Origin of the sequence: Spiroplasma endosymbiont of Lasioglossum villosulum, assembly GCF_964020195.1 — a bacterium.
In the GTDB taxonomy this organism is placed as follows: Bacteria; Bacillota_I; Bacilli_A; order Mycoplasmatales; family VBWQ01; genus Spiroplasma_E; species Spiroplasma_E ixodetis_A.
In genome coordinates this window covers 1,164,828-1,190,524 of record NZ_OZ026539.1, presented here as the reverse complement: position 1 = coordinate 1,190,524, position 25,697 = coordinate 1,164,828, and the positions used below count along the sequence as shown (strand labels likewise).

The following is a 25,697-nucleotide window of genomic DNA, read 5'->3' as shown; positions in this document are numbered from 1 at the left end:
ATATGAATAATCATAATACTGAAATATTAACTCCTAATTGATGTATGATAAATCTTCAAGAAATTATAGCAAATCATGCAAGTAAATTATTATGAGGTAATGGTTATACTTTAACAAGTGAACATGAAGAATATAAAAGAGCAATTGAAAAATTAAAAGAATGAAATAATTTAGATTTATTATTTTATCAAGATTGTCATATAAAGAGTGGATATGGTTATAGTATTGTTCAAATTGATAAAAGTAAAAGTGGTAGAATATCATTAAATTTTGCTCAACCGTATGCTCAATCAAGAGTTGCAAGAGTATTAGAAACTGAATATAGTGCATCAACATGGTCAAGATTACAATATGATGACCAAAGTATTTATGTTAAAACAACATATACTCGAAATCAAATAATTAGATATTTTACTAGTGATTATGTTACTTTAGATGGTTTACAAAAAACAAATAAGTGATGATTTAAAATTACCTTTAATAGATAATCATAATTTAGGTATTATTCCAGTTAAATTTATGCAAAATTTACCTAAAAAGAATTTCTTTGGTGGAGTTATTGGTGATTATTATCCAGATATGACTCCAATTAAAAAATTACAAAAATTATTAAATAAAACATTTGAATCAATTGAACATGAACTTGAATATAATGTTACTCGTGTATTTTTAGATATTACTGAACAAGAAATAAATCAATCTAAAACTGCTTTTGATTTTAAAAAATTAATAGGTAAATTTATTTTACAAGCAAATTTAAGAAGTTTAGGAAGTACTAGTGGAATACCACCAATTGCTATTTTACAAGGTAGTCCAATATTAGATAAATATGCAGAATTTATTCAATTTATTATTGATAAAGCATTTGAAGGCTCTGGATATAGTCCAGTAAATGATACTACAAGTCAAAAAACTGAAGCAGAAGTATTAATTACTAATTCTCGTGATATGGAAACTACAAGAATTAAAAGAACTTTAAATCAAAGTGATTGAAATGAAATATTTCAAAGATGTTTTATATTAATGGGATTAGATGGTGATAAATCTAAATGAACATTTGAAATTAAAGAAAATACTATTACAGATAGATTAAAATCACTTGAAATTGATGAAGCAGAATTAAGATTAGGAATTACTAATATTAAAAGAATTATTGTTAAAAGATATGGTGTTAGTGAAGAAGAAGCACAACAAATTATTGAAGAAAATAGAAAATATCAAAAAGAAGAAATTGAATTTAATAATACTTTTTTAGGAGAAACTAAAAATGATACCGAAAATAAATCATCAATTAATTAAAACAGTTTGAAAATCAACTGGTGAAATTGAAAAAGATTTTACACAAAATAAAGATTTACAATTTCGTGTATATCCTTTTATTATTATTTTAGGTGCTATAAATTCAACAGAAACTGGTTATAAACCACCAACTAGCATTCCTAATGATTATACTTCATTTAGTAAAATATTTACTGGACGTGAAGCAATACAAGCAGTTTGAGACCATTCTTATTATCCTATTCAAAATAAAGATAATCCAGATGAAGCATATAAACAATTACAAATTGGTGATGTGTTTTATGGGAATATATTATCAGACCAATTAGGTATTATTTATTCAGCAACACCAGCAAAGAATGCTTTTATTCAAGAACAAGCAATTAAAAATGTAGTTATTAATATTCCAAATGAAAAAAAGAATTTTAATTTTATTAATAATATTGTTTCAAATTTATATAAATTATATATGATTCCAGAAATTAATAAAGTTATAAATACTGATAAATCTATTAAAGTTGATAGACAATGATATATTCTTGAAGTTGCTAGTAAAACTTATAATAATGAAAATAAAGAATTAGCATATATTCAATGTACTTTTAGTAGTTTAAATGATAAATTAGCACATAGTGGATTAGCAATTAATCAATATGTACAATTAGGTGCACCTGCTGACCCAGTAGCATTACCAGTATTAGATGAAAATAATAATATTATTTTAGATTCAAATTATTTAACACCTTTACCAGTTACTCATTGTCAAATATCTTTTTATGGTTCAGTAAAACCTATTTCAATAGCATTATGAGGTAGAGAGATTGATAATAATCCTGAAAATACTAAACAACATAAATATAGACAATATACAAGTAAATTATTATTTCCATGAGAATATCAATGTAGTACATATGACCCAGTAAGTTTTCAAGCATTACCAGAAACAAATTATGTATTAACTGTTCAAGGACAATCAGTTTTAGAAAGTTATCAAGATTGACAAAAAGTAATTGCTCCAAATTATGATGATGGTGCAACAAAACATTATGAAGGTCATTTAAGAACTAATGTTGAAAAAACTAAAAATACTAATAAATTAGATGTTTCTAATAGATTAGTAAATTATTGAGATAATATTTTTTTAAATGGTGCTGAAATAGAAGATTATAATTATGCAACTGCTGGTAATCCATATTTTCAATATTATAATAAAAATAATAAAAAATTTATTGGTAATACTCATTATAATATGAATAATAATAAATTTAAGCAATTAAATACTATAAATGCATTACATTATTTTATTTATAATCCTATTAGTGAAATACCTTTAACAGTAAGAGAAACTATTAAAATTAATCTTAATACTATACCTGTATTTGGTTCATTTATGAATTTCTTTCTTGGTGGTTTAGATATTGGTGCTAAATTATCAAGTAATTTATTAATACCACAATTTCCTTATATAAATGGCTTAATATCTGCTGAATTATATAATTTTTATACAACATTATTATATAGTTCACAAAGTACTAATCCAGCATTAATTCCATTCGATGTATTTAGAAATGATACTCCAGATGCTATTCAATCTGTTGCTGGAACAGCCAGTCATATGACATCATTTACATTTAATTTAACTGATAGTTTATCAATGTCAAAATTTAATATTAATGATAATACTAGTTCTACTGGTTATAATCTTACAACTGATAATTTAGTTCAATTAGATAAAACTGATAAAACACAAATATATTTATTACCATCAGATAATGATATTAATCCTTTATTAAAAGAATCAGATTTTACTAATAAAAATATATTAAAATGAGCAATTGATATGATTGATATTAAAGTTGTAGGTAAAAGTAATTTTAAAATCACATTTTATAGTATGCCAGATAATAGAAGTGGTGCTGTTAATGATAATTTTAGTATTTGAAGTGGTACTTATCAAACAGTTGGTAAAGCAAGTAATAATAGTAGATTAATTCAAAATACATTTATTTTAGCAAATAATACTTTTAAATTTGACCAACCATTTAATTATCCACAAGCAATACAACCACCACCATTAATAGAAAGAGCGCATCCTATATTTATTGATTTAAGTAATCAAAGTCAATATGGGATTACAAATAGTATTATTAGTACTACTCAAACAGATGTTCATCAAAGTAGATATCAAATGAGACCGCATATTTTAGAAGATGTTAAAGGTAAATTTCATAATAGTATTGGTATTTATGTAAATCAATATGGTTATGATAATGTTGATAAATTTAAAGAAGATTATGAAAGTATAACATTTAATTTTAATATGAATGCGTTATATGAAACTTATGATGGTGAAACTACAAAAAGTTGAACTAATTCTAAAAATTGATTTACACCTATTAAAATAAATTTAAATGATATTGGTAATTTACCAGATGACCAAAATGATACTGCTCTTTTCCAAGATAAGGATATTATTTATAATAATAATTCTGGAAATCATAATGATAGTAATAATAATTGAACATTTAATGTTAATAATAAAGAAGATTATAGTCAAATTGCTTCTTTAACAAATGCAGAAAGATTAAATAATATATATATTAATGATTTATTATGAACAAATGATAATCCAAGTAGTGGTCACACAATATCTTCATCAACATGATTTAAAATAATGACTTTTAAAACAAAAGCATATGAAAGTCAAGAAGATAATTTAATTGTTATTGAATATCAATTTATAACTACGTTTTCAGCAATACCTCCACAAAGACCACCTTCATATGAAAAAACTAACGCTAATTGAAACTTACAGACTACATCATTGGTAATTAATCCAAAAAGTTCAACTTAGAAAGGTGGTGGTAATTATGTTAAATGAAAATGAAATGAAAGAAGGTAATAATATGGAAGAAAAAGAAAAAGATGAACAAGAAGAAACTAAGGAAGAAGAAGTAAAATCAGAAGAAAATACTGAAAAAGAATCTGAAGCTGAATATAAAAAAGAACCAGAAACTGAAGAATCTAAAGAACCAACTTTAGAAGATAAATATAAAGAATTAGAAGAAAAATATAATGCTTTATATAAAGAAAAAACTGATAAAGATAGAGAAATTAGACATTCAGAAAGTTATAAAAAATATGATTTATCACAAGAAAATATTAATTTATTAAAAAGATATCTTGGAGATAAAGAAGATATTGATAAAGAATTATCATTATTAAATAAAGATTTTCCACATTTATTTAATAAAAATAAAGACACAAATATTAGTAATTCTTTAGATGTAAAAGATAAATTTAAAGAAGAAAAAGATGATGAAGTAGATACTAGAAAAATAGGAATGGTAGGTTAAAAATATGGCAATTATTATAACACAATCAACAACGATTAATGACCCAAGTAATCCAACTGGTAAATTAGATTTATCAGTTAAATATATTAAAAATTTAAAAGTTTTATTATCAAAAAGAGTTGCATTAATTAATGCAACAGTTGAAAATAGAGAACAATTAGATGCTGGTACTGCTATTTATAATATTACTAAAAGAAATCTTACAGATGATTATGATGCTGGTGCTGGTGCTAATGATTTAACAGCAACAAGAGTTGAACAAATTTTATTAGATAAAAAGAAACAAATAACTTTTGAAGAAGAAACACTTGATTTAAAAAGATTAGGTGCAAGATATGAAGATGGTAATGTTCTTGTATCAGATAGTTTAGCATCAAGTTGAATTGATGCAAAAGCAAAATCAGTTGAAACATATTTAGTAGCAAAATTATTAGCATTAGCAGTTAAAACAGCCAAAGATAATGGAATTATTAATATTGCATTACCAAGTACACCAAAAATAGATGATTATAGAATGTTATTATGATTAAAAATATCAAATACATTAGCAACCTTAAAAGCAAGAATTACTGATGAATATATCGGTACAGATGAAGAAGATTATACTTTATGAGTATCTAGTTTCTTTAAACCATTAGTATTATTATCAACTACAATTTTAGGTAGTGATAGTGCTTCACAAGCATTAAAAGATGGTAAAATTGTAGAAATTGGTGGTATTAAAATTGTAGAATGTCCTTGATTAGGTAGAAATTATCCGATTGCAACTATTGATAAAAAAGAAGGATTTAACTTTTTAGGATGTGATGCTGTATTAGTGCATAAAGAAGCATTAGCATTTCCATTTAATCGTGGTCAAGATAATATTTTTGTTTTACAAACTAATGGTAATGTTAAGAATTTTCATAAGTTTTTAGTTTCAGAAGGTAAAGCATTAAGACCAGATTTAGTTAAAGGATTTACAGTTACTTCAAGTATTGATATTGCAACAGCAATTGAATTTACTAATTTAGGAAAAATAACTATGGCTGGTGATACTCCAACAGCAGATGAAGTAGAAAAAGCAGTTATTGCTAAAAATCCTAATTATCAAAAAGGTAATGCTAATTTTTCAGATTTAACAGCAACAAGTGCTAATGTTGAAGGTAAAACTTTATATGATGGTTCTTTACAAGTAACTTTTACAAAGAAGTAATTTAAATGCCTATTATATTATTGTTAAGAATGATATTAGAAACTGCTGTTAGTGATATACAAACTGCTGAATTAATAGAAAAATTTAAAAAAAGTAATTCATTATTTAATAGTTTTTTAAAAAATCCAGCGGGAATATTAAAAAATCAATTAATGTCAAAAGTATTAGGACAAGGTAAATCTCAAAAAGAATTATCTGAATTTCAACAAGTTTTACAAAAATTAACTAATTTACCAGTAATTCATAAAAAAATAATGACACATATTACTAATAATAATATTGCTAAATTACAACATATTCAAAAACAATATTTAAATGGTAAGTCATTAATGGATAAAGGTAAAGAAATAATAATGAATTCTTTAACTGAACAAGATTATGACAGTATGATTGGAGTTTATGTAAATCTTTCAAGTTCTGCTCTTGCTGGCGGTATATGAACTCCAGTAGTACAAGCACAATCAGGTACTTATGGTATTGCTACATTAACATATAGAACAAATTTAAGTAAATCATATGATTATTTTAATGTTTCAAGAGAAACTTGAATTGATATGTGTAAAGCAACTGGTGCTTATGGTCATGGTGCTAATAAAATATTTATTAATCAATATTTAGGTGGAGTTCGTAAAACAAGAGAAGAAATGAATGCTACGGTTAGAAAAAATGTTAGTCAATTAAATAGAGCAGTAACTAAACCTAATAAATCAGTTATTAGTACAGTTAATAAATCACAAGCAGTACAAGGATATGGAAGGTATAAAGATTATGGAAAACAAAAATAATATTGATTGAAATGTAAATTTAAATTATATTACAAAAGATGATTTAAAAACTATATATGGTTTTATACCAGATGCAGACCAAACTACTACTGATAATACTAAAACTGATTTTACTATTATGGCAATTGCTATTTCAAGTGAAAGAATTAATACTATTACTGGTAATCAAATTGAAGTAATAGGATTTAAAAATCTTAATGAAACTCAACAACAATTAGTTAAAAGAGCAACAGCAAGAATGACTATATATTATTTAACTGATGGAATGGCATTTATAAGAAGTTCAGTATCTATTAGTGGTAATGGTTTATCAAGTAGTATTAGTTCACCAAGTGAACCAGATTATGTATTAATGGAAGTATATAATTTATTACAACAAGCAAATTTACATACACCAAGAAAAGCAATTAATAATAGTATTTCATGTAATACAGATAATTTTAATACACCTAGTATATTTGATGAAAGTGATAGAAGAGTTATTACTTGAGATTCTGGTAATAAAACATTTTTACAAAAAATGGGAATAATTGAAGGAACTGGTATAAAAATAGATGATGTAAGTGATACTATACCTAAATTAAAAATTCATGTTGATAGTAATATTGATTCATTATGAGAAGTAAATAATGAAAATCCTAATTTTATTAAACTAAAAGATTATAAAGGTATTGATGTTAATGGTAAAAGAATAATTGATGTTGGTACACCTACATTTTTAAGTGATGCTACAACTAAAGTATATGTTGATAATTTATTAGAAAAAAACAAAATAAATTAATTGCTGGTGAAAATATTAAGATTGATGAAAAAACTAATACTATTAGTGCTACTGGTGGTAAAGTAGATTTATCTGATTATTATAAAAAAGAAGAAATAGATAAAAAATTAGAAGATACAAAATCACAATTTCCTATTGCATTTCAAATAAATGCTATTGGTCAAGAAATTCCTAATTTAGAAACTACTAATAAAACTATTGTTGGCGCTATTAATGAATTAAAAGAAAAAATAAAAGATAAAAAATTTTCAAATGATTATTTTAAATATAATACTGAAACAAATGAAATTGCATTAAATGATGAAGAAAATTCATTACTTTGTAAAGATTTATTAGAAAATAATGAATATAAATTATTAAAAACTCAAAATAAAAAATTATTACAAGCCATTAATGAAATATTAGAAAAACAACCAACTCCAACTCCAAGTATAAATAATTGAAAAGAAGTAGGAACAAGAGAGAAAAATAAATGAGATAATTGACAAATTACTTATGATTTTCAAGACAATAAACATTATAGAGTTTATTATTCTTGAAGTATATATAATCCAGTTTATACTATTCAAGAATTTATTATAACTGATAAAAAAATTGCTGGTGTACAAATACAAACATTTAATGATAGTGCTAATATAGTAATTTTATCAGTTCAACATGCAAAATTAATTACTATTTATACTGGAAAAGGTAATTTAAAAGGTAATGTATGAAAATTAGAAGAATTACAGGAATAATATTATGTTTTTTAAAATAATAAAAATTATTTTAGGTTTAATTGGAATGTTATTATCTTCTGCTGTTGCTGGTTTAATTATATTTATTATTGTAAAAATTGTATTAAAAATTAATCAAATATTTTAGAAAGGTGGTGATTAATATGGATACTACAACAATTATTATAGTTGCTAATTTATGTATTAATGGAGGTTATGTTTTAATTAAATTAGGAAAAGCATTAGTTGCATTTGGTAAATCTTTAACAGACCCTAATAAAAAAGAAATTAAAAAACAAAATAAAATTAATAAATTACAAACTAAATTAAATTCTATTAATAAACAACCAGAAGTTAAAAGTATTTATTTATAAACTCATATGATTATAATCTCAATTTAATGAAGCATTATCATAATTTAATGGTACTTCACTCATATTATCACTACCATAATATTGACTTGCAGTTTCACTATTAATAGTAAATCTATTATCATTAATTAATCTTGTAGTTTCATTATTAAATGGTGTTTCTTGCATTTCTTGATTATGATGTATAGTTTCAATAGGTAATAAATTATGAATTATTTCACTTGCACCAGCAACTATGGTAGGTACTGCATAAGCATTCATAAAATCATTATTTATACCCATTGCTACACCACTTGAAATTAAACAACCACCAGTAGCCATATTACAAATTTTTCTTATTGTTTCAAATTTATTAGGTATTAATTCAGTAATACCAGCAACTAAATTAGCAATACCATATGAACTTAAAGATATATAAGTATCTCAATCCATTAAATGATTATCAGTAGTATTAGGATTACTAAATAATAAATCTGGTGGAAATGGGTCTACTGTTGTAGTTGTGGTCGGACTTTCAGTTGGATTAGGATTAATATCAACATTGGTAAATTTACTATAATTAACTAATCCAATTGTTCCTAACCCTAATAATATTTTCTTACTTGAATTTAATATTTTCTTTTTAGTACTTGGCATTTGATTTAAATTTCATATATCAATCCCTAATTTTTTACTAAATAATAAAGCATTAATACTTCCTAATATTGGATTTCCTATTAATTGACCATAGTAGGCAGAAGTTCCTATCATTGCTGATAATGGTGATATTCCAGTTCTTATTAATTTTAATAAAGTATAATTTGATTGTGAGTTTTCTGTATTTGGCATTTTCTATTCTCCTTTTATAAATTTAAATTGCATATTTCCAATAGTATCTCTATTATTACCAACTATAATTAAATATCCAGTTTGATTATTTTCTAATATTCATGAATAAAAAATATCTTGTGGATATAATTTTGGATATAAATTTAATGCTAATAAATAACATAAAGCATCTTCTTTATTTTTTAATAATCCAACTGTTGGACATTTTATTTCTTTAGGACTTTTATCATTATAAAATCATTCAGTTCTAATATTTCTCATTATTTCACATCCTTTTATGAACTCATCAGCACCGTATTTAACGGTGGACTATAGAATTATAATGTTATCCAAATTTTAATAATTCTATAGTTTCGTTCTGTATAGAGATAAAATCTCTGTTATAGTTAGGACTTACATTGACATATTTTAAGCAAGAATAAAAAATAGGGAATAGGAGTCAAAAAGGGTATATGTCAAATGCCTATCATTTTCTTTAATCTTTTATTATTGCTATTGCTCCTAAAATAAGAACAACTAATCAAAATAATGATATTATTGCCACTGGTGTACTAACTATTACTATTAATAAAATCCCTCATCAAGGCATTAAATAACCTCCTTTCATTATCAAATTCTCCTAAATTTCCTCAACTCTTTAGACTTCATTTGTTGAGTAATTCTAATCAGCAACTATAACAGTGTTTATCTATAGAATTTTCTTTTACTTTATTGCATATAGAACATTTATTGTCATATATCATATTTATTCGCCTTATTACACTTCAAAATTTTCTATAATTTCTTCTTCTTTTTCTAATTCTTGTAATTTAGATAAAGCAGAATTTATATCAGTATTATCAATATTATTATTTGAATCAATAATTTTAACTTCAACATGATTATTATTACTTGGATTATCAATATATATTTTTTCTGTTTCAGTAATAATTGCTTGGTCATTTTCATAAGCAGTTTGCATATCAACTGACATAATTCCTCATTTTCTTAATAATTGAGTAAGTACAGTTTTTAATGCCATTGCTTCAAAACTACTAACAATAAATTTTTTATTTTTTTTATAAGTTTCTGAATAAGTATTAAAATGTTCTTCTATTTGTTCTTTTGACATATATAAATATTTTTCATAACCATTTTTTAATTTAAAGCTGAGTTATACTTGTAAGTGCAAGTAAATAAAATTGCAAAAAATTCTCATATAAAAATTTCATAATGCTAAATTTAGTTTAGAAAAAAGTAAGGAGTTTTTATATGAGTTATAAACATCTTGGCATAGATGAAAGGATTTATATTGAGAATCAATTGAAATTTAAATTTAAAATTAGTGAAATAGCTAAAAATCTTAATCGAAGTATTAGTACTATTATTCGAGAAATTAATAGAAATAAAGATAATAATCATTATTTTTCATTAATTGCACAAAATAAAGCTGAAAATCGAAAACAATCACATATTAGTTTTCATAAGTTTAAAAATAAGAATTTAGTAAAATATGTACAACAAAAATTACTATTAGGTTGATCACCTGAACAAATTTATGGCAGAATTAAAAATTTTCATAAAGAGTGAGTTATGAGTTTTAAAACAATTTATACTTGAATTTATTTTGGAATGCTTGATAAAGTTACTAGTAAAAATTTAAGAAGAAAAGGTAAAAAACGAAAATCTAAAGAAAATCGTGGCAAGTTTAATGGTAAATCAATTAAAGAACGAGATATAAATGTTAATGATCGTATAACACTTGGTCATTGAGAAGGAGATACTATAGTATCATCACGAGGTAAAAGCAAATCATGTTTAATAACTTTAGTTGAAAGAGTATCACGATTTACTTTAGCAATATTAGTTAAAAACAGAACTACTAAAGTTATTAATAAAAATGTTAGTTATTATTTATCAATTCTTCCTAAAAACATTGTTAAAACTATTACTTTTGATCGTGGCAAAGAATTTTCAAATTGACAACAACTTGAAAAAAATTTAGATATAAAAATTTATTTTGCCAATCCATATTCACCTTGACAAAGAGGTACTAATGAAAATACTAATGGTTTAATTAGAGAAAAATTTCCTAAAAAATTTATTTTTTCAAAAACTAATAAAAATGAAGTTCATAAATTTATATTGTCTTTAAACCAAAGACCAAGAAAAATACTAAATTATCTTTCACCAATCGAATATTTGGATAGAAAAATAATTTAGTTGCACTTACCTTTACAATTTAGCTAAAATAAGCAACATAACCAATAGTTTTTTCTTTTAATCTTTCTAATTCATTTTGAATTCAATTAAATTTCATACTTTTTAATCTATCAATTTTTTTAATTTCACCAAATTTAACATCACTTACATTAATTTCTTTATATTGTTGACTACGTAATGCTAATTGAATATAACCTTTATAACCCATTTGAAACTGTGCTTCTTTAATCTGTTTTCAATTTCCTTGTTCATCTTTATATTTTCTATTAAAAGGTACAACTCAACAATAACCAAAATTCTTTTCTAATGGTAATTGTAATAATGTTGCTTGATAACATGCTTCTAAAGTTGTTTTATTTGCTGGTAATCCTAATTGATTTTTAATTGCTAAAACATTACTTTTAAATCTTTGTATTTCTTTATTATCAATATTACCTTGATTTTTTTCATTAAATCATTGTTCAATAGTTAATGAATTTTTATTATTAATTAAATCATTACTCATTATTTTCTTCTCCTTTTTTATTTAATAATTCTAAAATTTCATCTAATTTTTTATTAATTTTTCCTAAATGTTTTAATAAAATTAAAATTGATTTATCCATGATTGTTATCCCTCTTATTACTTGTTATTTCATCAACTATTATTTCTAAACAATTCATACATCAATTTTTACTTAATCAAATTCTTTTATTACATTTTTTACATTTATTCATATTTATTTATCCTTGTTTTTAATAAACTTAATTCATATTTAATTTGTTTTCTAATTTCAAATTCAATAACTGGGTCTTGAATAGTTCCTATTAATTGATTTAAATAAAAAATATTTTCTTTAATTTGTTTGATTGTTAATTCATTTTTTATTTCATTAAATGGTTTCATTTTTATTTTCTCCTTTAAAATATTTTGTTTTTGCATTCATTCATTCAATTATTAATTCATTTGTTATTTCTATTTTTATTTCTTGCTGAGTATTTTTATTAGTTAAATAAACATAAGTTTTATAAGATGGAATTATGCCATTATCAAGTAACATACAATAATAAGCAGTTAATTGTAATTTAATTCTTTTTAATTTATCATCATCAATATAAGCATAAGTTTTATAATCTATTAAATAATACTTATTCTTTTTTTTATCTAAATAAACTAAATCTGGTGTTCCAGCAATTAAATTATCAGCAATAGGTTTTTCTATAATAAATTCATAATTATTTTTATCTTTAAATTTTTCTTTTAAAAACATAAGTGATTTTTTACAATAAGAATAATTTATTGAATTTGTTACTGGTTTTAATTTTTTTAATAAATTATTAATAATATTTTCTTGATTAATATTTTGTAAATATAATTCATTAAGTTTATGAACTCATTTACCACGAACTGAAGCATTTTTTAATACTTCTGGTGATATATGACTATAGCCAAAACCTAAATAATTATCAATAATTCTAGAAACTGATATTAATTCTTTATTGTCAATAAAATATTGATGAGTTTCTTTTTTAAAAATTAATTTACTCATATTTTTTTCTACCTATTAATAATCAAAAACATTTATTACATAATCTATTACCAAAAGAAGATTGTTTTCTACATTTATCACAAGAACCATTCATTCTATATTCTCTACATTCCATAAATATTTTTCCTTTCATTAATTAAGTTTTTTATTTAATTCCTTATTATTTAAATTTATGTCTAATTCCATTATTAATATTTCATATTTTTCAATATAAGCATCTTTGAATAAATGATGTTTATAATTTCTATGAAAGTTGGTAGCATTTTCTACTGTTGAAAAAGCCTTATATTTTATTTGACCTGTATAATTAACTTCATATTTTAATAAGTAAATATATTTCATATTTATTTTTCTCCTTTTAAATTTTTATTGTGTTATGATATTGTTAATGAGGTATGTATTTATATATAAAACCCCTATTTTTTTAAATAATACAAATGTAATTATTAATTAGATTAATGGGTTCTTTACTGAGCCATAATAAGGCTATTCAAATTAATCTATAATTACATTAAGCGATACAGTGTAACATTTTAACTTGCTTAACATTAAATGCTCTTTTATACTGATATAGAAGTATTTACATTTCGTACTCACTATTTGACTTCTACGACAGTTTTATGAAGTTTTAATCTTTTAACAAAAAAAGAACGATAGTTATATCGTTCTTTGTTATTTCTAAATCTATCTATTAAATTAATGCGCCCACATATTAAAAAAATCTTGTAATTTATTAAAAATCTAATATAATAATAGTTGACATAAAGAAAGTAGTTTTTACGCTCACCTGATAACTAAGTTGTTATAGGTTCAATGCTTTAAATTTTTATTTTTAAAATAAAGTTTTGTAGTGGTGAGTGTGCGTTTTAGCACACTTTTATTTATGCAAATTAAAGGAGGTATGTATGGCTTTTAAAAATAATGATAATTTATGAAATAGTAATATTCCCTTTTATGAATTTTTATTAATTGGTAATGATGGTACTAATTATGGTTTAATGAAAAAAAATGATGCTTTAAAAAAAGCAGAAGATTTAGGATATGACCTATTATGTATATCACCAAATGCTAAACCACCTGTTTGTAAAATGTTTAAATTTGATACATATCGTTTTGAACAACAAAAAAAGGAAAAAGAAGTTAAAAAAGCACAAAAATTAACAATTGTTGAAGAAAAAGAAATTCGACTAAGTGTTGTTATTGATAACAATGACATTAAAACAAAGGCAAATAAGGCTCGTAAATTTCTAAGTAATGGTAACAAAGTAAAAGTTACATTAAAATATCGTGGTCGTGAATTACATAATCCTGAAACAGGATTTGAAGTAATTACAAAATTTTATAAAGAATTAGAAGATATTTGTATTTATGATAAAAACTTTGATAAAAAAGAAAAAAATATACAAACTATTTATCTTTTTCCAAAAAAGAAAAATTAAGAAAATTAACAATAGGAGGTAAAATATGCCAAAAATGAAAACAAAAAAAGCTTTAAAAAAAAGAATTAAAGTAACAGGAAGTGGTAAATGAATGCGTAGTGGTGCTTTTGTTTCTCACTTAGCTCAAAATAAAACAACAAAACAAAAACGTCAATTACGTGGGTGAAGTGAAGTATCTGCTTCTGACTATAAGCGTTTAAAAGATTTAATTTAGGAAGGTGACAAAATAAATGGCTAGAGTTAAAGGCGGTTATACAACTAATCATCGTCGTAAAAAAATACTAAAAGCAGCAAAAGGATATTATGGAGCAAAACATAGTTTATATCGTACAGCAAATGAACAAGTAATGAACTCATTAGCATATGCTTATCGTGATCGTAAAAATTGTAAACGTGAGTTTCGCAAGTTATGAATTCAAAGAATTAATGCAGCTGTTCGTAATTATGATTTATCATATTCACGTTTTATTGATGGCTTAAATAAAGCTAATATTAATCTTAATCGTAAAATATTGTCTGAGTTATCAATTAATCAACCAGAAGAATTTGAAAAATTAGTTTTGGCATCAAAATCTGCTTTAGCAAAATAATTAATTGCAAAATTTTATATAAATTAAAAACACTTGAAATAAATTAAATTTATTATAAGTGTTTTTAATTTATAAAATTATGATAAGTTTTAGAAATGTATTTAATATAAATTTCAAAGAATATTTTTTTATCACAAACTTTGTTTTATAATATATTTAATGGTAAAATTAAAAAATAAATTCGCTTCTTAGTATAAAAATAAGAAAGAAATTTAAAAAAGAGGGGGGCCATTATGCAATTTGTTTTTCTTGGATTTTTTGATGGTAATCCACAAGCAGTTATTAATCCTTTATTTGGTATGTATTATTGAATTGGCTTATCTATATCATTATTCTTGATAATTAGTTTATTTATTTTTAAAAGGTTTTATGCTAATTTAAGTAAGTGCTATAGTTTTAAATATAGTTTAGGTATTTTTCAAATACTTTTATATATTAGTTTTTATATTGTTCATGGATTGAATGGAGATAATTATCAATGGTATGATTATTTTCCTTTTCAATTATGTTCGGTATTAAATATTACTAGTGGTATACTATTAATTATTCCTAATAAAAGTTTATTTAATATTACTTTTCCTTTAATTGGTCCTGTTATTTTGGCATTTTTATTACCAGATAAAACAAAATGAGTTTTTGGTCCACAGCATTTTCTTTATTGAAATTATTATTTTATTCATATTATTATTCTTTTTTCTTATTTACTTTTATATTTATATTGTCATATTGAATATGACAAAATATATATCAAAAAAAGTATATTATATTTAACTTTATTTGGTGGTGGTGTTTTTATTTTTAATACTTCCTTTGGTACTAATTACTTATTTATTGGAAATGCCGGTTATACAGCAAGTTTTGGTAAAAAAGTATTAGACACTTCAGTGTGGTTACCAATTTTACGTTTTACATTTATGTCTGTTGTTGGTATTTCATTACTAGTTTTAACATATATTTTTATTATAAAAACTTTATCTCCTTTTTATTTAGAAAAAGGAACAAAAATTAATCCTATTTACAAAGATAAAAAATCATTAATTACAAAATTTTATAAAAAATTAAATTTAGAAGATAAAAAAATAATGAAATCTTAATTAATAATTAAAAAAAGAAAGTGAGTTAATTATGTTAAATTCAAAACAATTTTCAACAATTATCCAACTTCAAAATGAGTTAGATAAAAAAATAATTATTAATCGCGGTGTTAGCGATATTAAAACATTAAATTCTAGATTTTTAGCACTTTTAGTTGAATTAGGTGAATTTGCAAATGAACAAAGATGTTTTAAATATTGAAGTTCAAAACCAAGTAGTGAAAAATCAGTAATGCTTGAAGAATATATTGATAGTCTTCATTTTATTCTTAGTATCGGTAATAGCCTTAATATTGATTTTCAAAATTTTAGTTTTTCAGAAAAAACAAATTATCAAGATCTTAATCTTGCATTCATTGATTTATTTGCTTTTGTTACAACTTTTTTTAAATCAAAATCAAGTAATGATTTTTTTGAATTATTAAATATTTATTTTACAATTGGTAAAAAATGTAACTTTAATAGTGAAGACATTATTTCTTGTTATATTTATAAAAATGAAATAAATCATTTACGACAATCACAAAATTATTAATGGAAATAAGTGATCGTTTTATTTAGGAGATTAAAATGACTAATGTTAAAATTTTCAATTATAATAATACAAAATGAGAATACATTATTACATATAAACAACAAAAACATATGTATTTAAAAGTGCGCAACGATCAAATTATTATTAGTGCTCCATTTTTTATGCAAGAAAAATTAATTGAAGATTTCATTTTAAAAAGTTTACCTAAAATTTTAAAAAAGAAAACTATATTAAAACCTAATATTGTTATTAATAATAATGACAGTTATCTTTATTTTTTAAGTAAAAAATATAAATTAATTATTAAGTATCATTCAAAAAAAACCATTATTTATTTTGAATTTAATAATTTGGTAGTATGCACAAATATTCAAGATGATAAGCAAATATTAATTAAAATTCAAAAATTTTTAAAAGAAGAGTCAAAAAATATTTTTATGAGTCGTTTACAATATTGATCAGAAATTATGAATATTGAGTTTTCAGTACTAAAAATTCGTTCGATGTTAAATAAATGAGGTGTTTGTCAACCAAATACTAAAATCATTACACTTAATTATAAATTAATTCATTTTGATTATGCTGTAATTGATTATGTTATAATTCATGAGTTAACGCATATAATTCATGCTCATCATAAAAAAACATTTTGAAATTTTGTTGCTCAATATTGTCCAGATTTTCAAGATTGTCAAAAAATATTAAAACAAGGAGTTATGGATGAAACAAATAACCTCACTTAAAAATCCAATAATTCAAGAATTAGTTTTATTACATGAAAGAAAACATCGCAATGTTAAAAAAAAGTTTTTAATTGAAGGAGAACATTTAATTAGTATTGCATTATTAAAAAAAAGATTACTTGCAGTATATGTTGATGAGAAGTATTTAGACAAATATGCAAATTTATTAAAAGATTGTAATAATATTGAAGTTACTATTGTAAATAGTATGATTATTAAAAAAATTTCACAACAAAAAACACCACAACCAATAATTGGCGTTTGTAATATTGTTAAACCTTTAAATTATTTTTATTCTTCTCATATTATTCTAATTGATACAATTCAAGATCCAGGTAATTTAGGAAATATTTTACGCAGTGTTACTGCTTTTAATATTTCTGAAGTATATTTATCGAATGAAAGCGTTGATTTATATAATCACAAAGTAATTAGTGCAAGTCAAGGAGCTATTTTTTATACTAATGTGTATTATGAAAATTTTGATCAATTTTTATTAAAAGTAAAAAATGCAAATTATATGATTTATGGTACATTTCTACATGAAGATAATAGTACTAATTTATTTGAAATTACCTTTAAGCAAAAGAATGCTTTTTTATTTGGCAATGAAGGACAAGGCATTAATAAAAAGTATAAAGATAAAATTAATAGTAATATTTTTATTCCAACTTCTTTTAATGTTGAATCATTAAATTTAGCAACAAGTATAGCAATAGTAACGTATTGCTTATTTACTAGTAATATATTAAAATAAATTATACTTATTTTGAATTATAAAAATTTAATTATACATATTAACAAATTAATGGAGGAATAGAATGTTAGCGGTTAACGATTTAAAAAAAAGATTAGAAATTATTAGACAGCAAGCATTTAATAATATTGATGAAGTTGCTGATTTACATAAATTGCAAGTTTTAAAATCACAATATTTAGGTAAAAATTCGGATATTAATAATATATTAAAATCTTTAGAAAAGTTTCCTCATAATTTTAGAATTGAAATTGGTCAAGCAGCTAATAAATTAAAAAAAGAAATTAATGAATATATAATAAAAAAATTTAATGAAATTGAGAAAGATAACATTAATGAGCGTCTTAAATCTTCAGAAATTGATTTAACACTACCGGGTATTGATTTTAATATTGGTCACATCAATCCTCTATTAAAAGCTGTTACCGAAATATCTGAAATTTTTAAAAATTTGGGTTATCAAATCATTAGTGGTAATGAAGTAGAAAATGAAGAATATAATTTTAATCGCTTAAATTTACCATTTGATCATCCAGCAAGAGATATGCAAGATACTTTTTATCTTGAAAATAATAATGACAAACTTAATCGTTGATTATTAAGAACACACGCTACAAATATGACTGCACGCATTCTTAGCGAGCAAGATAAAAATTCAAAAGAAACCACGGCTATTATTAGTTTAGGAAATGTTTATCGAAAAGATGATGATGATGTTACTCATTCTCATCAATTTATGCAAGTTGATGGGTTTTTAGTTGGTTCTAACATTACTTTTGCAAATTTAAAATGAACATTAAATTATTTTTGTCAGCAATTTTTTGGTATGGAAACTAAAACAAGATTACGTCCTAGTTATTTCCCATTTACGGAGCCTTCAGTTGAAGTAGATGTAAGTTGTCCAAAATGTAATACAGAAGGTTGTTCATTATGTAAGTATACTGGTTGAATTGAAGTTTTGGGTGCTGGTATGATTCATCCAAATGTTTTTATTGCTGCTGGTTTAGATGAAACAACAGCAGGTTTTGCCTTTGGTGTAGGCATTGAAAGAATTACTATGATTAAATATGGCATTGACGATATCAGATTATTTTATAATAATGATTTTCGATTCTTAAAACAATTTTAAAAATTAAAAGGAGTATAAAATAAAATGATAGTTTCACGTAAAATCATTTCACAGTGATTGAATATTAATAGCATTAAAGATTATGAAATCGTTGATGCTTTAAATAGTTTAGGTTTTGAGGTTGATCAAGTAAAAAATTTAATGTTTAGTAATACAAACTTAGTTGTTGGTCAAATTACTAAAATTACCAAACATCCTAAATCGAATAAATTAAATATTTGTGAAGTAACAGTAGGTACTGAAATGTTAACTATAGTTTGTGGTACACCAAATGTAGTTATTGGTATTAAAGTTGTTGTAGCAAGGATAGGAAGTGTTTTAGGTAATGGTCTTACTATTGTTGAAAGAACAATTCAAGATGTTGTTTCTTCAGGAATGCTTTGTTCATTAACAGAATTAGGATTAAGCGGTATTGTTCAGAATAAAGAAGAATTAAGTGGTATTATTCATTTACCAGATGATGCAATGATTGGTAATATTAATCCGTTACAATATTTAAATTTAGATGATACAATTTTTTTTATTGATTTAACAGTAAATCGTAGTGATTGTTTGGGGATTTATAGTATTGCTAGAGAATTAAGCGGGTATTTTAAAATTCCTTTAAAAAACATGGAAGTTAGTAGTATAGGAAAATTTGATAATAAAAGTCAAGTTAGCGTTCTTAATGGTAAAATTCAAGCTTTAGCAACATTAAAGATTGAATTTGATGATAAATCTGTAATAACACCAATTTGAATTAGAAGAACACTACAACTTGCAAATATTGTACCCAAAACTTTATCAGAAGATATTATTCATTTAGTAATGTTAGAATTGGGTCAACCCTTAATTACTTTTAGTGCTGATATTTTAAAAAAACCATCTTTAAATATTTCACCTAAATCATACCCAGAAGGTAATTTGCAAATTAAAGAGGGCGATATTTTATTACACGATAAATATTTGGCTTTTAGTGTTTTAGGAGTTAGTCATAATATTGAATATGAAGTTAAACCAAGTTCCAAAGAAGTTTTTATATTTTCAATTAATCCTGATGTTACCTTAATGAGTAAACAAGCAAAACGACATGGTGCTCTTATTAATACATTATTAGAACGTTTAACAAGACCAGTTGTTCCTGACTATTATTTAATTGCTTTACAACGTTATTTGTTTATTTTAGGACAATTGCAAGTTAAATATGAAATTACCGGTTTTAGTAATGATGTTCCTTATCAAGTTAAAACAAAAGTGATTAACTTTAATTTTAATTTTATTAATAAAATTTTATGTACAAAATTTGAGGTTAATGAAATAATTAATTATTTGACTATTATTGGTTGTCAAATTGAAATTGATGCAAAAAATCAAGAAATTTTAAAAGTAACAGTTCCTAATCATCGTAGTGATTTAAATAACGCTAATGATTTTAGTGAAGAAGTTGCCAGAGTATTTGGATATGATAAATTACCAGTTATTAAACCACAATTTAATGTATCATTTAAGTCACCAACAGCATTGGAAAATTTAATGATGAAATGAAGACAACATTTAACAAGTTATGGTTTTAATCAAGTAAAAACATATAGTTTAACAAGTATGCAGAGATTAAATGATTTTAATTTTTTTAAATATAAAATACCTATAAAATTAGAAGCACCGTTGACATTAACAAGAGAAGTTATGCGTTTTAGTTTGACAGATAGTTTATTAAGAATTTGTCAATATAATTATGCACGTAAAGAAACACAATTAAAAATTTTTACTGATGAAACTATTTATACAGGTGATGAAACTGATGATAATCATCATTTAGCTTTTATGATTATGGATAATTTTTGACCAAAAATTAATGCTAATAAAATTACTAATAGTACTTATTATTTTATTAAAGGTTTTTTAGATGGTTTTTTAGCAAAAATTATGCCAAATTTATTTAACTCTATTGTTTATAAAAATAATAATAATTCTTTAATGCATCCGTATTTAAGCGCAGATATTTTTTATGAGCAAGAACATATTGCTACTATTGGCGCACTGCATCCACAAACTGAAAAAATAATGAATGTTGAAAAAATATTCTTAGCAGAAATTAATTGTAGTAAGTTAGTTAAAATCATAGAAGAACAACAAAAAGTAGTTTCTAAATTTAAGCTTTGATCAAAATTTAATGCTTTAAGTCGTGATATATCAATTATTGTTAATAGCGATATTCAATTTTCTGATGTAAAAAATGCTATAATGTTTGCAAATATTGATTTTTTAGAACAAATATCTTTGGTAGATTTTTATAATGATGAAAAATTAAAATCACAACATCAACACTCATTAACTTTTAATTTGAAATTTAATAGTCAAGAAGAACAATTAGATGAAACAAAAGTAAGTGGACAAATAAGTAATATTCAAGAAATATTAAAGAAAAAATTTCAAGCAATTATTCGTTAAAAATATAACAAAATATTAAATAATAACATTAATATATTTTTTTATTATATTAAATTTTAAATTGGGTGAGATGATATGAAAATGTTAAACAAAGATAATTTAAGCTTTTATAAAATGGCATTATTATTTATGATTCCAATTTGTGCACAATCTTTAATTGAAACATTAATAAACTTAATGAATAATTTTGTGGTTGGTCAATTTGGAAATGATGATGCTATTGCCGGAGTTGCATCATCAAGTAATATTTATGATATGGTTTGATATATCTTTTTTGCTATTGTTGCTACTGGTAATATTTTTACTGCTCAATATTTAGGTATTAAAGATAAGAAGAAAATTCAAGAAACTACTAATATAAAATTATTTTATACTTTAATTTTTTGAATATTTTTTGTTGTAATATTAGAATTATTTAGTAAACAAATTATGGGAATAATTCTTGGTGCTGAAGATAATTCTCATCAAAATGCTATTGGTATTGCTGAAGAATATAGTAAATTAATTGCTTGAAATTACCCATTGTTAGGTTTTGCTTTTATTATGTCAATTACTATGAATACATGTGGTAACGTTAAAACACCATTGATAACTTCTATTTGTTCATTACTCTTAAATACATTTTTAGTTTGTATTTTATCATTACCATATAGTGGGGGACCACAATTAGGTATTGAAGGATTAGCAATAAGTTTAATTATTTCAAGAGCAGTAGAATGTTTTATATTGTTAGGTTATTTAATTTATAAAAAACCAATTTATGCTCCTAATTGAAATATTTTTAAATTTACAAAAGATTTACATAAAAAATATATTATTACTTTTATTCCTTTATTTGCTAGTCAAGTATTATTTGGTGTTTCAGTAGTAATGTTAACAGCTTTATATTCTCATTTTGGTGATACTGAAGTTGTTGCCGGTGTGCAAATTGTTGGTAGTGTTGTTGCTATTTTTTATTCTACTTTTAGGGGATATAATGCTTTAGTTGGCTATGCTGTTGGTAGCAAGTTAGGTTCAGGAGAACTAGTACTGGCTAAAGAAAATGCTAAGAAGATATTAAAATTGAGTTTTGCTATTTCAACTGTTATTGCTTTAATTATTTTGGGTAGTGCTTTTTGAGTTCCAAAAGTATTATTTCCAAATTTATCTAATAATGCTATGAAACTTGCAGTTTGATATATGGCTTTTTCAGCAGTAACTTATTTTTTCATTAATATGATGCAACCATTATTTAGTTTTCTTTATGCTGGTGGCTATACTTTAATTATTAGTATTGCTGATCTATTTTTAATTTGATTTATTGATATTTTTATTACTTTTGCTTTATTGCAGTGAACTGACTTAAGTATTAAAATGGTAATTATGATTTCGTGTTTAAGTAAATCAGCTGATTTTATTTGTGCTTATGTATTTTATAAAATAATTCCTTGAAATAAAAATATTATTAATTCTAAAGTAGAAAGTGTACCTCATCCGACATTTGAACCACATGGATAATATAAAAATCCCTTTTTAATAAATAGATTTATTTTAATAACTCTGTTTAAAAAATGTTAAAAAAATTCTATTATATTTTAGCAAATAAATTCATATTTATCGTTTTATTTTTATTGTATTTAATATACAATTATTATAGTTACTGGTGTGATTTTAGAGGATGGTAGAAGTAATGATTTTTTTATTTTTAGTTATAATTAAACTTTTATAATAGCTAAATTGTAAAGGTAAGTGCAACTAAATTATTTTTCTATCCAAATATTCGATTGGTGAAAGATAATTTAGTATTTTTCTTGGTCTTTGGTTTAAAGACAATATAAATTTATGAACTTCATTTTTATTAGTTTTTGAAAAAATAAATTTTTTAGGAAATTTTTCTCTAATTAAACCATTAGTATTTTCATTAGTACCTCTTTGTCAAGGTGAATATGGATTGGCAAAATAAATTTTTATATCTAAATTTTTTTCAAGTTGTTGTCAATTTGAAAATTCTTTGCCACGATCAAAAGTAATAGTTTTAACAATGTTTTTAGGAAGAATTGATAAATAATAACTAACATTTTTATTAATAACTTTAGTAGTTCTGTTTTTAACTAATATTGCTAAAGTAAATCGTGATACTCTTTCAACTAAAGTTATTAAACATGATTTGCTTTTACCTCGTGATGATACTATAGTATCTCCTTCTCAATGACCAAGTGTTATACGATCATTAACATTTATATCTCGTTCTTTAATTGATTTACCATTAAACTTGCCACGATTTTCTTTAGATTTTCGTTTTTTACCTTTTCTTCTTAAATTTTTACTAGTAACTTTATCAAGCATTCCAAAATAAATTCAAGTATAAATTGTTTTAAAACTAATAACTCACTCTTTATGAAAATTTTTAATTCTGCCATAAATTTGTTCAGGTGATCAACCTAATAGTAATTTTTGTTGTACATATTTTACTAAATTCTTATTTTTAAACTTATGAAAACTAATATGTGATTGTTTTCGATTTTCAGCTTTATTTTGTGCAATTAATGAAAAATAATGATTATTATCTTTATTTCTATTAATTTCTCGAATAATAGTACTAATACTTCGATTAAGATTTTTAGCTATTTCACTAATTTTAAATTTAAATTTCAATTGATTCTCAATATAAATCCTTTCATCTATGCCAAGATGTTTATAACTCATATAAAAACTCCTTACTTTTTTCTAAACTAAATTTAGCATTATGAAATTTTTATATGAGAATTTTTTGCAATTTTATTTACTTGCACTTACAAGTATAACTCAGCAATAATTAAATTTTAAATAACGAAATAAATACGGACATTAAAAATTTTGACATACCTTTATTATAAGAAATTTTTATTTTTTGAAAGAATTTTAAAAAATAAGTTTAAGTAAATATATAAAAATAGTAATAACACCAGAACTAATAAAATCATTTTGGAATTAAAAAAGAAATTAAGAAATAATAAAAAAATAAAAAAAGCATGATTGTTTTAACATTTTTTTATTTTTTTATAAGAAGGAGAAAGAAAATGTTAAAGTTTATAAGAAAATTTTATAATAAGTATCTTAAAAAGTACTTTAAAAAGAAAAATAAAGAATTACAAAAAATAAGAAAAGAAATTCTTTATATAGAAGAAGAGATGAAAAAACTAAAAGAAGATAATATTTTTTTATTTAATACTATTAAAATGTTATTAAATTATCAAAATAGTTCAATTGATAATCCTTTATATTTTAATCAAGATGATCATATTTATGAAGAAATAAAAGAAAAAGCTATTTTTGAAAAATTTATTTATGAAAATGTAAAAGATGAAACAACTTCATTGAGTTCAGTTGGTAATAATGTTCCTCCACAATTACCACCAAGAAATAAAACAAGTGAAAATAATATGAAAGTAATGACAGAAGAAATTAATGAAATTAAACTATCAAATATTACAAAAAAAGTAGAAGAACAACCTATATATGAAAAAATAAATACCGATTCAATTTATGATGAAGTTAAATCAAATATTAAACCATTTTGTCGTTCTATTTCTTAGGAGGGCAAAATTATGAAAAAAATATTAAGTATATTTACAATAAGTATTTTAGCATCATTACTTTTCACAAGTAACATTATTAATATTGATAGTAATAAAACGGATAATAATGTTGTTAATAAAAATTCCTTACTACCAAAAAAAGAATCAACAAATGAGCCCTTAACTCATTTATTTAATAATCAATATAATTATTTAATAAATAGTAATTGAATTACGAATCAATCAGATTTAGATCAAAAATTTTACAGTTATGATACAAATCATGCTAATTATAAGTTGAGCAATGATATTAATGCTAGAGAAGTTTTTTTGTTGATAATGATGGTAATTTAAATTATGATTCTACACTTATTTTAGAAAAGGATAAGTTAAATATTGAAAA

Annotated in this window: 31 protein-coding genes; 22 read left to right on the top strand and 9 right to left on the bottom strand. The window is 23.0% G+C overall.

Features of this window, described 5'->3' with window-relative positions; genetic code table 4:
* The first annotated feature begins 2 nt into the window (after positions 1-2).
* From AACK81_RS06790 to AACK81_RS06750, 9 genes are all read left to right on the top strand, one after another.
* On the top strand, positions 3-488 hold the full coding sequence (locus AACK81_RS06790) for a hypothetical protein (RefSeq protein WP_338960949.1): 486 nt from the start codon (positions 3-5) through the stop codon (positions 486-488).
* Positions 436-1,299: a hypothetical protein gene (locus AACK81_RS06785; RefSeq protein ID WP_338960946.1), complete on the top strand. Its 864-nt coding sequence runs from the start codon at positions 436-438 to the stop codon at positions 1,297-1,299. Before AACK81_RS06790 ends, AACK81_RS06785 begins: the two co-directional genes overlap by 53 nt.
* A complete protein-coding gene (locus tag AACK81_RS06780; RefSeq protein WP_338960944.1) occupies positions 1,268-4,132 on the top strand; it encodes a hypothetical protein in 2,865 nt (954 codons plus the stop codon). The genes AACK81_RS06785 and AACK81_RS06780 overlap by 32 nt, the downstream gene beginning before the upstream one ends.
* A 16-nt stretch (positions 4,133-4,148) precedes the next feature.
* The gene (locus tag AACK81_RS06775) at positions 4,149-4,634 is read left to right on the top strand and encodes a hypothetical protein (RefSeq protein ID WP_338960942.1); all 486 of its coding nucleotides are present in this window, start codon (positions 4,149-4,151) and stop codon (positions 4,632-4,634) included.
* Positions 4,635-4,638: 4 nt separating this feature from the next.
* Positions 4,639-5,829, top strand: coding sequence for a hypothetical protein (locus tag AACK81_RS06770; RefSeq protein ID WP_338960940.1), 1,191 nt, complete (start codon positions 4,639-4,641; stop codon positions 5,827-5,829).
* Between the two features lie 5 nt (positions 5,830-5,834).
* Positions 5,835-6,614, top strand: a complete 780-nt coding sequence (locus AACK81_RS06765; RefSeq protein WP_338960938.1) for a hypothetical protein — start codon at positions 5,835-5,837, stop codon at positions 6,612-6,614.
* Positions 6,598-7,395, top strand: a complete 798-nt coding sequence (locus AACK81_RS06760) for a hypothetical protein (RefSeq protein ID WP_338960935.1) — start codon at positions 6,598-6,600, stop codon at positions 7,393-7,395. The genes AACK81_RS06765 and AACK81_RS06760 overlap by 17 nt, the downstream gene beginning before the upstream one ends.
* Before the next feature lie 741 nt (positions 7,396-8,136).
* A complete protein-coding gene (locus tag AACK81_RS06755) occupies positions 8,137-8,259 on the top strand; it encodes a hypothetical protein (RefSeq protein WP_338960933.1) in 123 nt (40 codons plus the stop codon).
* A 16-nt stretch (positions 8,260-8,275) separates the two neighbouring features.
* Positions 8,276-8,485 carry a hypothetical protein gene (locus AACK81_RS06750; protein WP_338960930.1) on the top strand — a complete coding sequence of 70 codons (210 nt, stop codon included), beginning with the start codon at positions 8,276-8,278 and terminating at the stop codon, positions 8,483-8,485.
* Here AACK81_RS06750 and AACK81_RS06745 read toward each other — a convergent pair.
* The 3 genes from AACK81_RS06745 to AACK81_RS06735 form a co-directional block, all read right to left on the bottom strand.
* Positions 8,480-9,310: a hypothetical protein gene (locus tag AACK81_RS06745; protein WP_338960927.1), complete on the bottom strand. Its 831-nt coding sequence runs from the start codon at positions 9,308-9,310 to the stop codon at positions 8,480-8,482. The two genes, AACK81_RS06750 and AACK81_RS06745, sit on opposite strands and share 6 nt — an antisense overlap.
* Before the next feature lie 3 nt (positions 9,311-9,313).
* Positions 9,314-9,571, bottom strand: coding sequence for a hypothetical protein (locus tag AACK81_RS06740; RefSeq protein ID WP_338960924.1), 258 nt, complete (start codon positions 9,569-9,571; stop codon positions 9,314-9,316).
* Positions 9,572-10,067: 496 nt separating this feature from the next.
* Positions 10,068-10,451, bottom strand: coding sequence for a recombinase RecT (locus AACK81_RS06735; RefSeq protein ID WP_338963053.1), 384 nt, complete (start codon positions 10,449-10,451; stop codon positions 10,068-10,070).
* 110 nt (positions 10,452-10,561) lie between these two features.
* Between AACK81_RS06735 and AACK81_RS06730 the strand changes: the two genes are divergently transcribed.
* Complete coding sequence (locus AACK81_RS06730; RefSeq protein WP_338960921.1) at positions 10,562-11,512, top strand: IS30 family transposase; 951 nt, start codon at positions 10,562-10,564, stop codon at positions 11,510-11,512.
* A 19-nt stretch (positions 11,513-11,531) separates the two neighbouring features.
* On the opposite strand, the gene AACK81_RS06725 is transcribed toward AACK81_RS06730, so the two are convergent.
* The 5 genes from AACK81_RS06725 to AACK81_RS06705 form a co-directional block, all read right to left on the bottom strand.
* Positions 11,532-12,017 (bottom strand): recombinase RecT, encoded by a 486-nt coding sequence (locus AACK81_RS06725; protein WP_338960919.1) that lies wholly within the window; start codon positions 12,015-12,017, stop codon positions 11,532-11,534.
* 204 nt (positions 12,018-12,221) lie between these two features.
* Positions 12,222-12,398: a hypothetical protein gene (locus AACK81_RS06720; protein ID WP_338960918.1), complete on the bottom strand. Its 177-nt coding sequence runs from the start codon at positions 12,396-12,398 to the stop codon at positions 12,222-12,224.
* A complete protein-coding gene (locus AACK81_RS06715; RefSeq protein ID WP_338960916.1) occupies positions 12,385-13,041 on the bottom strand; it encodes a PD-(D/E)XK nuclease family protein in 657 nt (218 codons plus the stop codon). Before AACK81_RS06715 ends, AACK81_RS06720 begins: the two co-directional genes overlap by 14 nt.
* Positions 13,034-13,156 (bottom strand): hypothetical protein, encoded by a 123-nt coding sequence (locus tag AACK81_RS06710; RefSeq protein WP_338960913.1) that lies wholly within the window; start codon positions 13,154-13,156, stop codon positions 13,034-13,036. The genes AACK81_RS06715 and AACK81_RS06710 overlap by 8 nt, the downstream gene beginning before the upstream one ends.
* Before the next feature lie 17 nt (positions 13,157-13,173).
* Complete coding sequence (locus AACK81_RS06705) at positions 13,174-13,383, bottom strand: hypothetical protein (protein WP_338960911.1); 210 nt, start codon at positions 13,381-13,383, stop codon at positions 13,174-13,176.
* Between the two features lie 563 nt (positions 13,384-13,946).
* Between AACK81_RS06705 and infC the strand changes: the two genes are divergently transcribed.
* The 10 genes from infC (at position 13,947) to AACK81_RS06655 (ending at position 23,255) form a co-directional block, all read left to right on the top strand.
* A complete protein-coding gene (gene infC, locus AACK81_RS06700) occupies positions 13,947-14,480 on the top strand; it encodes a translation initiation factor IF-3 (protein ID WP_338960909.1) in 534 nt (177 codons plus the stop codon).
* 25 nt (positions 14,481-14,505) lie between these two features.
* A complete protein-coding gene (gene rpmI, locus AACK81_RS06695) occupies positions 14,506-14,694 on the top strand; it encodes a 50S ribosomal protein L35 (RefSeq protein WP_174480739.1) in 189 nt (62 codons plus the stop codon).
* A gap of 16 nt (positions 14,695-14,710) precedes the next feature.
* Positions 14,711-15,070 carry a 50S ribosomal protein L20 gene (gene rplT / locus AACK81_RS06690; RefSeq protein WP_252320320.1) on the top strand — a complete coding sequence of 120 codons (360 nt, stop codon included), beginning with the start codon at positions 14,711-14,713 and terminating at the stop codon, positions 15,068-15,070.
* Positions 15,071-15,303: 233 nt separating this feature from the next.
* The gene (locus tag AACK81_RS06685; RefSeq protein WP_338960906.1) at positions 15,304-16,164 is read left to right on the top strand and encodes a hypothetical protein; all 861 of its coding nucleotides are present in this window, start codon (positions 15,304-15,306) and stop codon (positions 16,162-16,164) included.
* A gap of 31 nt (positions 16,165-16,195) precedes the next feature.
* On the top strand, positions 16,196-16,699 hold the full coding sequence (locus tag AACK81_RS06680) for a dUTP diphosphatase (protein WP_338960903.1): 504 nt from the start codon (positions 16,196-16,198) through the stop codon (positions 16,697-16,699).
* Positions 16,700-16,734: 35 nt separating this feature from the next.
* Positions 16,735-17,442 (top strand): SprT family zinc-dependent metalloprotease, encoded by a 708-nt coding sequence (locus AACK81_RS06675; RefSeq protein ID WP_338960901.1) that lies wholly within the window; start codon positions 16,735-16,737, stop codon positions 17,440-17,442.
* Complete coding sequence (locus AACK81_RS06670) at positions 17,420-18,199, top strand: RNA methyltransferase (protein WP_338960899.1); 780 nt, start codon at positions 17,420-17,422, stop codon at positions 18,197-18,199. The genes AACK81_RS06675 and AACK81_RS06670 overlap by 23 nt, the downstream gene beginning before the upstream one ends.
* A gap of 64 nt (positions 18,200-18,263) precedes the next feature.
* Entirely contained in the window at positions 18,264-19,328 is a 1,065-nt protein-coding gene (gene pheS, locus AACK81_RS06665) for a phenylalanine--tRNA ligase subunit alpha (RefSeq protein WP_338960896.1), read from the top strand.
* A gap of 24 nt (positions 19,329-19,352) precedes the next feature.
* Entirely contained in the window at positions 19,353-21,758 is a 2,406-nt protein-coding gene (gene pheT, locus AACK81_RS06660) for a phenylalanine--tRNA ligase subunit beta (RefSeq protein WP_338960895.1), read from the top strand.
* 75 nt (positions 21,759-21,833) lie between these two features.
* Positions 21,834-23,255 carry an MATE family efflux transporter gene (locus tag AACK81_RS06655; protein ID WP_338960892.1) on the top strand — a complete coding sequence of 474 codons (1,422 nt, stop codon included), beginning with the start codon at positions 21,834-21,836 and terminating at the stop codon, positions 23,253-23,255.
* A gap of 237 nt (positions 23,256-23,492) precedes the next feature.
* Here the strand turns inward: AACK81_RS06655 and AACK81_RS06650 are convergent, their stop codons facing one another.
* Positions 23,493-24,443 carry an IS30 family transposase gene (locus tag AACK81_RS06650; protein WP_338960236.1) on the bottom strand — a complete coding sequence of 317 codons (951 nt, stop codon included), beginning with the start codon at positions 24,441-24,443 and terminating at the stop codon, positions 23,493-23,495.
* 353 nt (positions 24,444-24,796) lie between these two features.
* On the opposite strand from AACK81_RS06650, the gene AACK81_RS06645 reads away from it, so the two are divergent.
* Both AACK81_RS06645 and AACK81_RS06640 read left to right on the top strand, forming a co-directional pair.
* Positions 24,797-25,312 (top strand): hypothetical protein, encoded by a 516-nt coding sequence (locus tag AACK81_RS06645; RefSeq protein WP_338960889.1) that lies wholly within the window; start codon positions 24,797-24,799, stop codon positions 25,310-25,312.
* A 12-nt stretch (positions 25,313-25,324) separates the two neighbouring features.
* Positions 25,325-25,648 (top strand): hypothetical protein, encoded by a 324-nt coding sequence (locus AACK81_RS06640; protein WP_338960888.1) that lies wholly within the window; start codon positions 25,325-25,327, stop codon positions 25,646-25,648.
* Positions 25,649-25,697: the final 49 nt, after the last annotated feature.